At 59.8% G+C, this 13,977-nt stretch carries 12 protein-coding genes and 1 tRNA gene; 7 read left to right on the top strand and 6 right to left on the bottom strand.

Features of this window, described 5'->3' with window-relative positions:
- Positions 1–123: 123 nt before the first annotated feature.
- From AB8B20_RS03995 to AB8B20_RS04010, 4 genes are all read left to right on the top strand, one after another.
- Positions 124–477 (top strand): hypothetical protein, encoded by a 354-nt coding sequence (locus AB8B20_RS03995; RefSeq protein ID WP_439071758.1) that lies wholly within the window; start codon positions 124–126, stop codon positions 475–477.
- A 270-nt stretch (positions 478–747) separates the two neighbouring features.
- Positions 748–824 (top strand) — tRNA-Arg (locus AB8B20_RS04000).
- Positions 825–1,228: 404 nt separating this feature from the next.
- Complete coding sequence (locus AB8B20_RS04005; RefSeq protein WP_175368983.1) at positions 1,229–3,136, top strand: hybrid sensor histidine kinase/response regulator; 1,908 nt, start codon at positions 1,229–1,231, stop codon at positions 3,134–3,136.
- Between the two features lie 1,777 nt (positions 3,137–4,913).
- Positions 4,914–5,108, top strand: coding sequence for a hypothetical protein (locus AB8B20_RS04010; protein ID WP_089264272.1), 195 nt, complete (start codon positions 4,914–4,916; stop codon positions 5,106–5,108).
- A gap of 63 nt (positions 5,109–5,171) precedes the next feature.
- On the opposite strand, the gene AB8B20_RS04015 is transcribed toward AB8B20_RS04010, so the two are convergent.
- From AB8B20_RS04015 to AB8B20_RS04040, 6 genes are all read right to left on the bottom strand, one after another.
- Positions 5,172–5,525, bottom strand: coding sequence for a response regulator (locus AB8B20_RS04015; RefSeq protein ID WP_089264271.1), 354 nt, complete (start codon positions 5,523–5,525; stop codon positions 5,172–5,174).
- A gap of 66 nt (positions 5,526–5,591) precedes the next feature.
- Positions 5,592–5,768 carry a hypothetical protein gene (locus AB8B20_RS04020; protein WP_170849671.1) on the bottom strand — a complete coding sequence of 59 codons (177 nt, stop codon included), beginning with the start codon at positions 5,766–5,768 and terminating at the stop codon, positions 5,592–5,594.
- A 134-nt stretch (positions 5,769–5,902) separates the two neighbouring features.
- The gene (locus AB8B20_RS04025) at positions 5,903–6,517 is read right to left on the bottom strand and encodes an Isoquinoline 1-oxidoreductase subunit (RefSeq protein ID WP_089264270.1); all 615 of its coding nucleotides are present in this window, start codon (positions 6,515–6,517) and stop codon (positions 5,903–5,905) included.
- Positions 6,514–7,044 carry a (2Fe-2S)-binding protein gene (locus tag AB8B20_RS04030; RefSeq protein ID WP_439071759.1) on the bottom strand — a complete coding sequence of 177 codons (531 nt, stop codon included), beginning with the start codon at positions 7,042–7,044 and terminating at the stop codon, positions 6,514–6,516. Before AB8B20_RS04030 ends, AB8B20_RS04025 begins: the two co-directional genes overlap by 4 nt.
- Positions 7,041–9,815: a xanthine dehydrogenase family protein molybdopterin-binding subunit gene (locus tag AB8B20_RS04035; protein ID WP_439071760.1), complete on the bottom strand. Its 2,775-nt coding sequence runs from the start codon at positions 9,813–9,815 to the stop codon at positions 7,041–7,043. The genes AB8B20_RS04030 and AB8B20_RS04035 overlap by 4 nt, the downstream gene beginning before the upstream one ends.
- Before the next feature lie 40 nt (positions 9,816–9,855).
- Complete coding sequence (locus AB8B20_RS04040; protein WP_439071761.1) at positions 9,856–10,944, bottom strand: hypothetical protein; 1,089 nt, start codon at positions 10,942–10,944, stop codon at positions 9,856–9,858.
- 391 nt (positions 10,945–11,335) lie between these two features.
- Between AB8B20_RS04040 and AB8B20_RS04045 the strand changes: the two genes are divergently transcribed.
- The 3 genes from AB8B20_RS04045 (at position 11,336) to AB8B20_RS04055 (ending at position 13,973) form a co-directional block, all read left to right on the top strand.
- Positions 11,336–11,764: a DUF1801 domain-containing protein gene (locus AB8B20_RS04045; protein ID WP_439071762.1), complete on the top strand. Its 429-nt coding sequence runs from the start codon at positions 11,336–11,338 to the stop codon at positions 11,762–11,764.
- Between the two features lie 258 nt (positions 11,765–12,022).
- Entirely contained in the window at positions 12,023–12,913 is an 891-nt protein-coding gene (locus tag AB8B20_RS04050) for an FkbM family methyltransferase (RefSeq protein ID WP_439071763.1), read from the top strand.
- Positions 12,914–13,037: 124 nt separating this feature from the next.
- Entirely contained in the window at positions 13,038–13,973 is a 936-nt protein-coding gene (locus tag AB8B20_RS04055) for a TRAP transporter substrate-binding protein (protein WP_439071764.1), read from the top strand.
- Positions 13,974–13,977: the final 4 nt, after the last annotated feature.

Consider the following 13,977-nt stretch of genomic DNA (forward strand, 5'->3'; position numbering starts at 1 on the left):
TTGGGGACGACCGGAGATCTCGGGTACCCAAGTCTTCCAGCTGCGGTCAGATGGGTGTGCCTTGCGGCACCGGATGATCACGGCGATCGCCCGCCCGCTCGGTCGTTCTGGGCGCATCGCATCATGATCGAACTTCTTTTGGCGACAAGTTCACTGGCGGGCCTCGCCGTCGGACTTGTCGGCCCCGTATGGGTCATTATCGTGACGACCGTGCTGGTCGCGGTCCTGTCCGTCGTCGTGACATGGGGGCAGGGATTTTCGGCACTGGGAGGCGTCGCGGTCACGACGGGATGTCTGATCGCGTGCCAGCTCTCCTATATGGCCGGCCGTTTCGTGACCAGGCAATACGGCTTCCCGGAACAGCTATTTGAGGACCACATCGACGGCGAGCCAGGCGAGACCGGCCAGCGCGGCATCTCCAGTGACAATGGCAAGGACGGCAAGCCACCATCGCGGCCCCCGCCGTCGGAGCCTTAGGGCCCGCCAGTCTGCCGACGCCGACTCTGCGAGACGATCCCCGAACGGGACAGGAATCGAAGCGACGTCAAAGGCACAGACGGACGTTCGGTTTTGGGACGAAAAGCGGATCAAGTCGGCACACTTTCTGGCTGAAATCGCGGGTTCACCGCTCAATCAGCAAGAGAAAGGCCAGCTCACCAACCGCCCAAACGCTTGAAAACCGTGTCCGAATCCGGCCAATTTACCCGGTCTGTCCAAGCCATACCGACGATGATATGACGACGCGCCGGTCCCATAGCTCAACTGGATAGAGTAACGGATTTCTACTCCGTGGGTTGCAGGTTCGAATCCTGCTGGGATCGCCACGTCATTTTCCGTTTCAATACTTTCAATGACTTGCCGTACATTATAACGCGGTAACTTTTTTCACGGTCAACGTGCCTCAATCAGAGACGCAGTCGTGGGTCTTTGCAGGATTGGCGGTTGTGATCGCACTGATCATATACGGATCGTGGATTGGACAGATCGCGACGAATTTTTCAAAGCTGCGGCGGCCTTCTTCGGCGCCGCGTCGACTTCGCCGAAACAACGTTTAACTCCTTGGCACTTCGTTAGTTCCGCCTCCGCCAAAAACTGTCTTCTTGTGTCCCGCGCATGACGGCTTACGCTGAAGACCTTGCGGATCTCTCCGTCGCCGTGCCGACAGCGGTGCAGCCTTGTGGGCACCGCCAAACTGGACACGCGTTAGTAGTTTCGCGGGAAGTGAACGATGGCAGAGACAAATAACGCTGGACGCGGTCTTTTCGAAAGCGAGCGCGCCTTTCGGCTCCTCGTTCAAGGCGTCACAGATTATGCGATCTATCTGCTGGACTTGAACGGCATTGTATCAAATTGGAATACAGGCGCCGAGAAGATCAAAGGATATTCCGCAGATGAAATCGTGGGTCAGCATTTTTCGGTTTTCTACCCCCCGGAGGATCGCGAAGCCGGACTTCCCGCTGCTGCGCTAGAGGCCGCGCGGCGGGACAAGCGCTTCGAAGCGGAAGGCTGGCGGATGCGTAAGGACGGTTCGCGATTTTTCGCTTCCGTCGTCATTGATGCCATTTATGAAGATGGTGTGCTTGTCGGTTTCGCGAAAATCACGCGGGACATCACCGAGCGGATGCAGGCGCGCTTCGCATTAAACGAGAGCGAGAACCATTTTCGCCTGCTGGTGGGAAATGTCACCGACTACGCTTTGTATATGCTTGATCCGGAAGGTCGGATCACCAGCTGGAACTTGGGCGGCCAGCGAATCAAGGGCTATCTTCCCGAAGAAATTATCGGACAGCACTTCTCGCGATTTTACACCCCTGGTGATCGCGAAGCGGGAAAGCCGGCGCGTGCACTAGAAACTGCCCGTAAAAACGGCCGTTACGAGGAGGAAGGCTTACGCGTTCGCAAAGACGGCACGTTTTTCTGGGCGAGTGTGGTCATCGATCCCGTCCGCAATGATGCAGGCGAGTTGATCGGCTTTGCCAAGATTACGCGCGACATCACAGAACGACGCCTGGCGGTGCAGCAACTTGAAAATATGCAAAGGCAGCTGGCTGAATCACAGAAGATGGATGCGCTCGGTCAGCTGACCGGTGGAGTGGCACATGACTTTAATAACCTGCTTATGGCGGTTACCGGTAACGCTCGGCTTATCAAGCGCCACGCCATCGACCCTCGCGTGGTCAAGGCAGCAGAAGCGATTGAGGCAAGCGTTCGCCGCGGGGCAGCACTGACGCGCCAACTGCTGACTTTTGCGCGGCGCCAACAAGTCGACCCGGTGCTGCTTGACGTTGGAGAGACTGTGCAAGCTGTACGCGAAGTCTTGGCCACAGTCCTAGGCAGCGCGATAAAGCTCGAAATCTCCGTACCCGCCGGAGTCTGGCCGGTCTTCGCGGATCCAACCGAGCTCGAGACCGCAATCATCAATCTCGGCATCAACTCTCGTGATGCCATGCCCGACGGGGGCACGTTGACGATCACAGCAGAAAATCATCGTGTCGCGGACGGAGAAGATATAGGCGAGCATGTGAATATCAAAGTGATCGATACCGGCGCTGGTATTCCTGAGGATGTCATTGCGAAGGTGTTCGATCCCTTTTTCACGACCAAGCCTGTCGGCAAGGGAACGGGATTGGGGCTCTCGCAAGTCCATGGCTTTGTCAATCAGGCTGGCGGCAGTGTAGAAATCAAAAGCAAGCTCGGCGCAGGCACGGAAATCGTCATTCGGCTCCCGCGCGGAGAGGGCCATGCTGGCGTGCATGAAGCAGAGGTTCTGGCCGAAGGTGCCGGCACCGTTCTTCTCGTTGAAGACAATCCAGATGTCGCAACCTCCAGCACCGTTCTTTTGGAAGAGCTGGGATATCGCGTGAAATGGGTAACGGACGCAGAATCCGCAATGCGCGAGATTGAACGCGACGGCATCGACATTGTATTTAGTGATATTGTGATGCCCGGAAAGTTGGATGGTCTCGGCCTCGCTCGCAATCTCAGACGGAGTCACCCGCACATGCCCGTGGTGCTTGCGACGGGCTATAGTGACGCCTCCCGGAAATCAGGTTCAGAGTTTCTGCTATTGCGGAAACCCTATGAGCTTCACGAGCTCAGCAATGCATTAGAGACCGCTCGCAGCAGTGTCGCTTGACAGCATCCTCTGACCATCCATCTTGAAGCGCGCCGGTCGGACCGGCTCTGGCACCGCTTTCTGTGCCAAACCGGTTTCGGAGGTGACCTCCTTCACAACCGCGAATTTGTTGCGCCGCAGAGCAACCTATGGCGCCGGAATCGGCTCGGAACGATATTCGATTACTGAGATTGATCCGCACGGAAGCAGCGCTCCTGATGCAGATCTCTACGGTATTTCGGGCGATTTATTTCTCCGAGGCTCTTTACGTCTGATTTGTGGAGCGCAGAATGAGGTCTGTTCTGAAGTGGGGAGGAAGCGATGAAAGAGCTTCTACATGCACGAGCAATGGAGAGCATGTGTCGACAGCGCGCCTCGTTTTTTCCCGAGGAAAGTTGGAAATTTCTAGCCGAAGCCGAAAGGTGGAAGCATCGGGCGCTTGATTTGATCAGCGACCATCACGTTGACTGTAACCAGCCAACTCTGCCAGATGCTGCTGAACCTTCTCACATTCACGCGTCACGCTAGGTCTTTCATTTCGGCAACGCTGGAACTTTTTCAATGCGAGCTGCGCCGCATCTTTCGAACTAGCACGCGAAAGCTGATGGCCCGATATCGATAGGCCCGCTCTTCGCGGGCCTTGCGATACTTTGTCTCATGGAACTACACTCATCTTCTTGTCGTTGGTTCAACGCGCCCGCTGTTTTGCGAAATGGTGGAGTGTTTGTCGCGCGGTGAAACCTAGGACGTCGATGGCTCCCACAAAGCTCCAACGAAAAGCGATCGCAACAGCAGTTCAATTGAGGGCCATGTCTCGAAGGTGCAAAGAGTTCGCCAAATTCGTCGGATTTCGGTCAGTATCAGATCGGCTGAATGTTTTGGCGGCGAAATACCAGGAAGAAGCTTGGCAGGTTGAGGAACGCGCTGGACTGCACTTGAACGGAGGGGATCCCGACGAGCCCTCGAGCGGATAGATTTCAGGCGAGAAGGTCTGACCATGGCCTGGAATGCCGGCGGCCGATTTACTGATGGAAGCCCAAGCGATCGCGTCATGCGACGAGCCGGTTACACGCGGCCGCGACACAGCACCAAGTAGATTACGCTCTGTCGCTCGCGGAACACTGCACGTTCTTAGGCAAGAGTAGAACGTGCTCGACAGCCTAAGCGATGAATGCCCCGCGTGCTGAAGGCCGGTTCGTCATGAACATCAGCAGTCGCTGCCTTGAGCCTTCGCCCCGTCGGCCTGCTGCGCCGCAGTTGGCTTCCCTTGCATTTGCTTCTGGGCATCCTCAGACGAAGCAGGAATATTCCCGGACTGTTGGTTCATGGCGCTCGTCGGCGGGTGCTGATCAGTTTTGGAATTTGCACCGACAGTCGAGCCGGTGTTGCCTGGAGTCGGGCCCGAACCAGCGTCGCGCATTTCAGTCGTTTTGCTGGTGTTGCATGGACCCGCTTGGACCGACGCGCTACCGAGACCCAGCGTGGCTGCACAAACTAGTACAACTTGGCGTGTTACTTTCATCTGCCTCTCCCTTGGGTGAGGCCGGCATAGCCACGCCCTCGCGAGGATGCCGGCCATTGCCTTAACCGGCCCGATGACGCCAAGTTCCGAACTCGCTCGGAAACTGAGGCCGCGGATACCTTCTTGATAACGAGCGAGAAACTTGCTCCCAACATCCATTAACGCCGGATGCTTAGGAGAGTTCACTTAGCTCACATCAAGCCCAGCTGCGGCGCGCGCGACTTCGCCAAATTTGCCGGCCTTGACACGGCCGCCTTTGAGGCGCCGAACATTACAATGGCAAATAAAGCTCAGTTCTCCATTCTCGCTTACCAGCGACGGCCAGGATTCTGGCGTGCAGCTATTTCCCGCAAAGATGGAGCCGTCCTGACCATGAATGGCGTTGCATTGAAAAGCGTTGTCACGTCTGAGGATTTCCCATCAGAAGAAGAGGCTTATACGGATGCCGAGAAGGTTATCCGTATGATTTAGGCAGAGGCTTCCACCAGCGCAGCAGATGCGCGGTACCGGAATCGAATTGCCGACGCCAGCCACCTAACGCATGTTCTCGAACGTCCGCATCGCAGATATCACCGCCGTGGTCAGGTAGGGCTTCGGAATGAAAAGCGCGTTGGCCGGAATCGTCATGGGCCTCGCCTTCCCAGTTGTGATAATAATGTGGATCGGTGGCCACCTGTCACGAACAGCAGCAGCTAGCTTGAGGCCATCCATGGAGCCGGGCATATCGATATCCGTGAATACGAGGTGGATATCCTGGCGGGCCTCTAGGACGGCAATTGCCTGATTGGCGTCGCCGACCTGCAAAACATCGAAGCCTGATTCGACCAATTCTTCGCTGATCAAATCCCGAATGAGGGCTTCATCCTCAACAACCAGCACTGTCGGCATTCCGAAACCTCGAGAGCCAACATGGCACTCCTCCTAAGTTAGTTAGCGTACAATCGTTCCCGATCATTACTTCGGAGACTTGAGATTGGAGTCCCGCCAAGCCCTCGAACGAGCATCCGCTTCGTAGTCTCGAGCTTTCTTCAAGTGAGCCTGCTTGGCATCGCCCTCGGGGAGCTTGCCAGCCTTGTCAGACTGGATTTTCCCCAGCCGGCGGTTTTCTTCAGCGTCGGGCACTTGCTTCATGACACACCTCCGGTTTTTCAGACCGGATAATGGATTTCTATTCAGAGAGTTCCCGCGTAACGAACATACAATCTGTTGGCGCCGGGCCCGTCTACAGAGACAAACGGGACTGGGTCAGACATGGCGTCGTGGCATCAGCCTGGACAGGCCGCGCCGGTCTTCGCCCATGCTTCCACGAGAGCGCCCGCCTCAGCCTGTGTGCCCGGCGCAGGTGCACGTCCGTAACCAGGCGCCCAGGCCCAGCCGACCAGCGTATCCTTGCCAATGTGGTCGATGAGATCCTCGACCTTGCGGCCGCCATTGCGCGCGGGGTCTTTGATCTGCGCGCAGATCTCGGCGACGGTCTTGCCTTCCCACGCCATCTCGCGCGGCGCGAGGTGCCATTCGTGATGACCGGGGATACGGCCGGGTTCGAAATTGGCATCCTTGTGACAGGAGTTGCAGCGCATCGCCGCGGTGCCATGACCGTCCGGGCCACGCGTCACCGGCGGCTGATGCAGACGGCGCGCATCGCCCTGACGCGGCATGTCGCCGGCGGGATGGCAGTTCACGCAGCGCGGATGCGTCAGGACCTTGCCGAGTTCGGTGAAGATCGCCGCCGAGCGTGCATTGATATCGGCGATGCCATTGAAACTCTCCGGGCTAGCCAGCCCTTTCGATGCGCCCTGCCCGGCCGCATAGGCCGTGAGCATGCTCATCCCGAGCGTCGCGACGACAACCAGAGTCTTGACGCGTGTCTCGGCTCTCATCCGCGCGACTCCTGAATGAGATAGCGCTTCGCGTCGCTGAGGATCACATCGAGCACGGCCTCATGATACTTGAAGTAGCCGGTGCAACGACACAGGTGCCCGTCGAGCGCTTCGGCGATCCGCTCTTCAAGGCCCGCGCGCGGCACAGGCGTCTTGGCCATCTGCTCGAGCAGCACCTGCCCCTCATTGAGGAAGCCGGCGGTGCAGTAACCGCACTGGAACGCGAAATGCCTGATGAAGGCTTTCTGCAACGGCGACAGCTCGCCGTTCTTGGCGTGGCCCTCGACCGTGCGGATGGTCTTGCCGTGGAAGCTCGCCGCCGAGGTCACGCAGGTCGGATTGGTGTGGCAGGTGCCGTCGGGCTCGTCGACGATCACGACACAGCTCAGGCACTGCGCGGCGCCGCAGCCGAATTTGGTGCCGGTCATGCCCAGATATTCGCGCAGGAAGTCGTTCATGGAGAGATCGTCGCGGACCTCCGTGGGCGCATGGACCTGTCCGTTGATGGTGATGCCCAGTGTCGTCACGCGAGCGCTCCCTTGAGCATGGCCTGTGTCACCGGCAGCGCCGCGAAGCGGTGACCGATGGCGTCATGGATGGCGTTGAGCAATGCCGGCACGATGGGGATCATCACCACCTCGGCCATGCCCTTCGGCAATTCGTCCGGTGTCAGCGGCGGCATCAGCTCAATCTCGACGTCGCGCAGCGACAGGTCTGATCCCCTGGCCACCAGATATTGACCGAGATTCCATTGCCCGTTGCCGGGTCCGCCCTCAAACGGCGGCAGCGTTTCCAAAAGTGCGTAACCGACGCCCATGGCGAAGCCGCCTTGTGCCTGGCCAATCACGACCTCCGGCACCAGCGCCTGCCCGCATTCGAATGCGGTATAGGCTTTGGCGATGCGCAGCACGCCGGTCGCTTTCTCGATCTCGACCCGGACTGTTGCACCGCATGCCGCTGTATAGGCCGTGCCCATCCGGTTGTTATCGGTTGGCGGGAACAACACGCTGGCACGGTTGATGCGCGTGAATTTGCCGGCGCCACGACGCAGCGCGAGCCCGTCGATCTCGGCGCGATACTGCTCGCCGTTAATGGGGAAACGTGCGCGTGCCCACGACCAGCGCGAGAACCCGTGCGCCACGGCGCCGGTGACCAGATTGCGCGCATGGGCGGTCGCGGCGAGTTTCGCTAGGGGCAGCGACGGCAAGCCCACCATTGTGAGCTGCCCGTCCTTCCACTGCGCCTTGGTGAAATCCTTGGCGCGTGGATCGCGCGGGCCGATATTCCATAGCGCCAGCGCCGCCGGCCACAGACCGAAGCGGAAGATCACCCGCGCAGCTTCCGCCGCGGCATGGGTACCGACATGGGCGCCGATGGAGGCTGACGTGGCCGAACTGATCGACGGCACCCAGCGCGGATCCTTCTCGGCCTTGTCCTGGGTCTTCTGGTCCATGGTGTAGCAATCGCCGGAGGTCACCAGCTCCAGCGCATCGAACACGCCGACCTGCGACACCGCCACCTCGTCAGCGATGCTGCCGAGATGCAATGCCACGCGATTGGCCAGCGCCGTGCCGATGCCGTTACCCATCTCGACATGGTCGCAGAAAATCGCGATCCTGCCGTCGGGGCTGAGTTCAACGCGACCGTTAGAACTATCGCCGCCGGTGCCGTAGTCCTTGGTCACGCAGGCGACGCCGGTGCCGACCAGTATGCCACTGGTCGCGCGCGCCTTCTCTGCAGCTCGTTGCTTCCAGATCGCGTGCTGCTCGAGCTTGTCGAGAACCTCTAAGCTCCGCACCGAGACGATATAGGGATTGCCGGTCATGGTGCGGCCATCCTGCTTCAGGGCATTGCGTCGCCGGAAGTCGATGGGATCGAGCTTCAGCGCAAGCGCCGCCTCGTCGATCAGAACTTCCAGCGCGGTCATGGTCTGCAGCGAACCGTAGCCGCGCATCGAGCCCGCGGTCACGCCGCGGGTATGCTCTGCCACAGTCGTCACATCGACCTTCGGCACGTCATAGATACCAATCGCGGCCGTTGCGGCGCAGGTGGCGACATTGGCCGAGAAATTGGCGAGACCACCGCCATCGAGCACGTGATCGGCGGCGAACGCCGTGATCTTGCCGGAGGCGCGATCGACAGACATGCGCGAGCGCATCTTGATGGCATGGCGTTTGATGCCAGCCTGAAATTGCTGATACCGATCGTGTGCCAGCCGCACCGGACGGTCCGGGAAAAATATCGCCGCCAGCGTCACATAGAAAATGAATGGCGTATGGTCGCGGCCGCCGAAACCGCCCCCGACATAGGCGAATTGCGCGTTGATCGCACTCGGCTTGAACGGCGCCTTGGTTTCGCCAAGCAGAAACGCGATTGATTCCGCCGCTTCATAGGGCGACTGCACGCCCAGCACCAGTTCGAGCGCCTTGTCTTTTGCGCTGTACCAGCCCAGCCCGCATTCCGGCTCCATAAACATCGGATCGACAGACTGCGTATCGAAGGTGCGGTCCAGTACCAGAGCCGAAGACTCGCTGGCGGCGATCTCGGCACGGATCTGGTCGCCATAGACCGCGGCCTTCTCGTAACCGGCCTCGTTCTTGTGCGCGGTCGAGGACCATACCGGCAGCGCGGACGCCTGGGTACGGCCGGGCGTGACCCAGCCGGCAAGGACCGGCGAGTAGACATCTGGCGCATCGGGCGTGGCGCCGGCAACGCGGGTGAAACGATACGCCGCATAATTCGGCATTACGATCGGGCCGGTCTCCTCGCCAAACTGCACGAAGGTGCCGTCGCGCAAGGCGATCCGCGCGCGGTCATAGGTGTCGAACTGCTCAAAGATCAGCAGCGCAACGGGCTGGCCCATATAGAGCGGCGTCTTGCCGACGGGACAGAACAGATCGCCTTCATAATAGGCGGGAACGCGGGTGTTGATCCTGGCGAGATCCGCCGCGGTGACGATCACCGTAGGCTTCAGCGCCCCGCTCAGCCGCGCGAGGTCCATGCCAAGATAGACATGAGTGGCATCAGGCGCGCGCACCAAAATCGCGTGCGAAGTCCTTTCCGGCCAGCCCGGCAGGTCATTCGCCCGGAAATCCGACGCATAGAGTTTCGAGCCCGTGACCTTGGCAACGCCATCGACACGACCGGCACCGCCGATAGCGGGATTGAGCTTGCCCCGCCCCGGCAGTGTCTCGCGTGCCGGGAACGCCACCGGCTCCGCCGCAGCTAGATGTGACAGGCTGAGCGAAATACCGCCCGCCGATACCCATTTCATAAACTCGCGACGCGAAGTCCGCATGCTTCCACCCCTGATCGACAGCCGTCCGCCGCTGCGCCGATTACTTGAGATCGGCGATGGTGGCCGGCCCCGGCCCGGTCGTGATCAGCGTCGGCCACTGGTTCGAGCCGAACGGCACCACGGGCGGCAGGAACGGCGTCATGCCGCGCTTGGCGCTCTCGGCGATGATGGCTGCGCGGGCGTCGCCCCCCATCAATTCATAATCCATCAGGTGATAGTTGCCGAAGAACAGCGACCCCACCGAGCGATCGGCGATAATGCGGGTCAGCGACTCCAGCATATCGGCCTGCGTGGTGGTAAATGACACGGTTTCGATCAGCAGCAGGCGATCGTTGATGGCCTCCGGCGGGAAGAACTGGGCCAGCACGCTAAACAGCACGTTGTTCTGCCGTGCCACATAAATCGTGTTGCTCGCGGCATAGGCTTTGTCCCAATCGGGACCCAGCATCTTCTTCCAGTCGCCCAGCACGGTCATCCAGTGATTGACCTGGGTCTGCGCGGCCCAAGTCACGTTCTTCGCAAGGAACGGCGCCTGCTTCTTGCCAAATGTCTCCAGCGTATCGAAGGGGATGACGCCCTTGGCGATGCACTCGTCCATGAAAGTCAGGTTATTCTGCAGGATGGTACGGTTGTTGTCGCGCCAGTCAGCCTGCATGGGCGTGAGATCGAGGCCATCCAGCGCCGACTGCATGCGGCTGCGATAGGCCTTCATCGAACCGAGCCAGGATTTGTTATCGGGATTGTTCACATAGGGGCCGACCACCTCGGCCAGCGCCATGGTGCTGTGCCCGACCGACTTGAGCAGCTGATAGACCATCGGCACCGAGGGCGCGTCGAGCGGCGGTTTGCCGGGCTGGTACAGCGTGAATTTGCCGCCGGCGCCGGAGAACAGGCCGAGGATCACGGGATGCTTGGCAAGAATATTGGTGCGGAAGACTTTGGCTGCGTCGCCGTAGAGCTCGAACATGCCGGTGTTGAGCGCGAGCATGTCCTTGGTGGCGGTCTCGGCAGGCGTTGTCGCGGTCAACCCGGAAATCGGCGCCATGTAGGATGGCAGGGTCTGGGTATGGGCGGCGCCGACGCCCCCCAACAGGACAGCTGCGAGAGCGACAGCGTGGCGATACGTCATATCCGGACTCCTCCGAGTCATCTTGGCGACTGCTACTGTCACGACTAACGCAGCACATCTTAAAAATCTGCCTTTCCATTCAGCAGAAATGGTCGCGACACAGTTGACGACAGCAAACACGCCGTGACGGGCGGAATGCTCTCGAACGCGACTGAACTGGATAAGAAAAACGCTACGAATCACGCAAAGCGCCGGTGACTCAAGGCTATACGCAATTCGTGACACCGGAATTGGTTCGCGATCCGGAATACGCAATACGCAATACGCAGCGATTTCTCGTCCGTCTGTGGTGGAAGGCTGGACGCCGGAAACAGGCCGGGGTTATTTTCACGACACGTAGATAAGCACCACCAACACGGCTATATGGCGCCGGACGTCTGAGGGGGAGCGCATGGCAAAAAAGACGCCCAGCGAATCGACGGAGATCAACGAGACAGGTTCTCCCTCCGCGCTGATCGACACGAAGATCAAGGAGCTGGGTGACTGGCGCGGCGAGATGCTCGCTTCCGTCCGAAAGATCATCAGGCAGGCTGTCCCGGACGTGGTCGAGGAATGGAAGTGGCGCGGCGTTCCGGTCTGGGAATACGCGGGCATCATCTGCACCGGCGAGACCTACAAGGCGGTCGTGAAGATGACCTTCGCGAAGGGCGCATCGCTCGATGACCCGTCAGGCCTGTTCAACTCCAGCCTCGACGGCAACACCCGGCGGGCCATCGATATTCACGAAGGCGATAAGCTGGACGAAAAGGCGCTGAAGGCGCTCATTCGCGCTGCGGTGGCGCTGAACACCTCGACAAAGAAGAAGCCAAAGAAAGCGTGAGCGTCGTTATTTGGCGACCGGCCATGACAGGTCGTAGGACATCACATAGATGACGATCGCTGCCAGGCACAGAAGCACGCCAATCCAGAACAGTGGCGAATGATGGATGGGGCGGCGTCGTCTCTCTGTTTGTGCTTCATTCCATCCCCCATTTTCGGCGCAAGCGCCCAGACCGTCCGAATTGTCGCGCGACGTTCTGACACACAGATCGCGCCCGCCGAAGCACGCATTGTCGCACCATTCACAGGAAAGGTACGCATGCACGGCGCGATTCGACGCAACGATGATGGTTTATCCGCGCTGCTCCAGCCAGCACGGATGACCGATGTCGTCGACATCGGCGCCAATCCCATCGATGGCGATCCGCCCTACAAGCCGATGCTGCAAAGCGGACTTTGCCGCGTTACCGGCTTCGATCCGCATCCGCAGGCACTAGTGAAGTTGCAGCAGCGCAAGAGCGCGCTGGAAACCTACCTGCCCTATGCCGTCGGCGATGGCGGCAGCCATACGCTGAACATCTGCCGCGGCATCGGCTTTGCCAGCCTGCTGCAGCCTGAGCCGAAAACACTCACGCACTTTCCGAATTTTACCGAACTCGGACGTGTCGTCGACAGGCTCCCGCTCGATACACAGCGGCTCGACGATATCGCCGAAATCGAGCACATCGATCTCTTGAAGATCGACATTCAGGGTGGCGAACTGTCGGTGTTCAGGAACGGTCGCAGCAAACTGGCAAAGGCCGTCGCCATTCAGACCGAAGTCTCCTTCGTGCCGCTCTATGAGAAGCAGCCGGTGTTCGGGGACATCGATCTCGAACTGCGCAGCCTCGGCTTCATTCCGCACATGTTCGCGGCCATCAACAAGAAGATGATCGCGCCGATGATGGGCCCCAACCCTGCTGCTGCCATCAATCAACTCGTCGAGGCCGATGTCGTCTATGTCCGGGATTTCATCCAGGCCGAGGCGATGGATAGCGAGCAGCTCAAGCACCTCGCACTGATCGCGCATCATTGCTACGGCTCGTTCGATCTGGCGCTGAATTGCGTGCATCATCTCACCAGCCGCGGTGCCGTCGCGCCCGATGCCAAGAACCGCTATGTCGCCCTGCTCCAGGCCAATCGCCCCAAAGTAGCTGGCGGCAGACTTTAAACTTCTCCGGTTCCGACGTAACATGGTGTCCGGCGCAGGGGACGCGCCGACGCTTGCATCAGATTCCAGCCAGGACACGGGGCAGACAATGCTTTCTCGGCGCCGACTTTTGCTGACTGCGGGAATGGCGATCGCCTGCCCTGCAGTCCTGCGCGCCGAACCGCTGAAGATGCGCCTCGCCCATAGCCTTCCGACCACCCATCCCGTCCACCCGGCCATGCAGCACTTTGCCGATCTGGCGCGCGAGCGTTCGCAGGGCGAACTCGACATCGCGCTGTTTGCGGACGGGCAGCTCGGTCAGGAAGTCGACCTGCTGTCGCAGGTACAGGCCGGCAAACTGGATTTCCTGAAAGTCAGCGCCAGCGTGCTTGAGCGCTTCCATCCCGTCTATAAGGTTCTCAACCTGCCTTTCACGTTCCGCGATCGCTCCCATTGGCTGAAAGTAACGAGCAACGAGATCGGCAGCGACGTTCTGGCCTCAACCACATCGGCGGGTCTCACCGGCCTGACCTTCTACGATGCCGGCGCGCGCAGCTTCTATGGCCGAAAACCGATTCTGCATCCCGACGATCTCAAGGGCATGAAAATCCGCATCCAGCCGTCTGAGACGATGGTCAAGCTGATGCAGCTGTTCGGTGCCGAAGGCATCGAGCTGTCATGGAGCAATGTCTATGTCGCGCTGAAGTCGGGATTGGTCGATGGTGCAGAGAACAGCGTCGTGGCGCTGATCGTCGGCAAACATGCCGAAGTCGCGACGCACTACTCGTTCGACGAACATACCATGATCCCGGATGTACTGCTGGTTGGCGCCGGCCGGCTCAACAGCATGACGGCGAAACAGCGGGAGATCATCCGCGAAGCCGCCGCCCTGTCCTATCATCACATGAACAAGCTGTGGACAGCATTCGAGGCGCAAACGCGCCTGCAGGTCGAAGCGATGGGCGTGACATTTGTCACGCCGGACAAGGCCCCCTTCATCGCGAAGGCAGCGCCCCTCGCCGACATCTATGCCGGCGAGGAAGCTTCACGGACGTTGCTGCGCAGAATCGCGCAGGCATAGGTCG

This window comes from Tardiphaga sp. 866_E4_N1_4 (assembly GCF_052076075.1).
GTDB classification, from domain to species: domain Bacteria; phylum Pseudomonadota; class Alphaproteobacteria; order Rhizobiales; family Xanthobacteraceae; genus Tardiphaga; species Tardiphaga robiniae.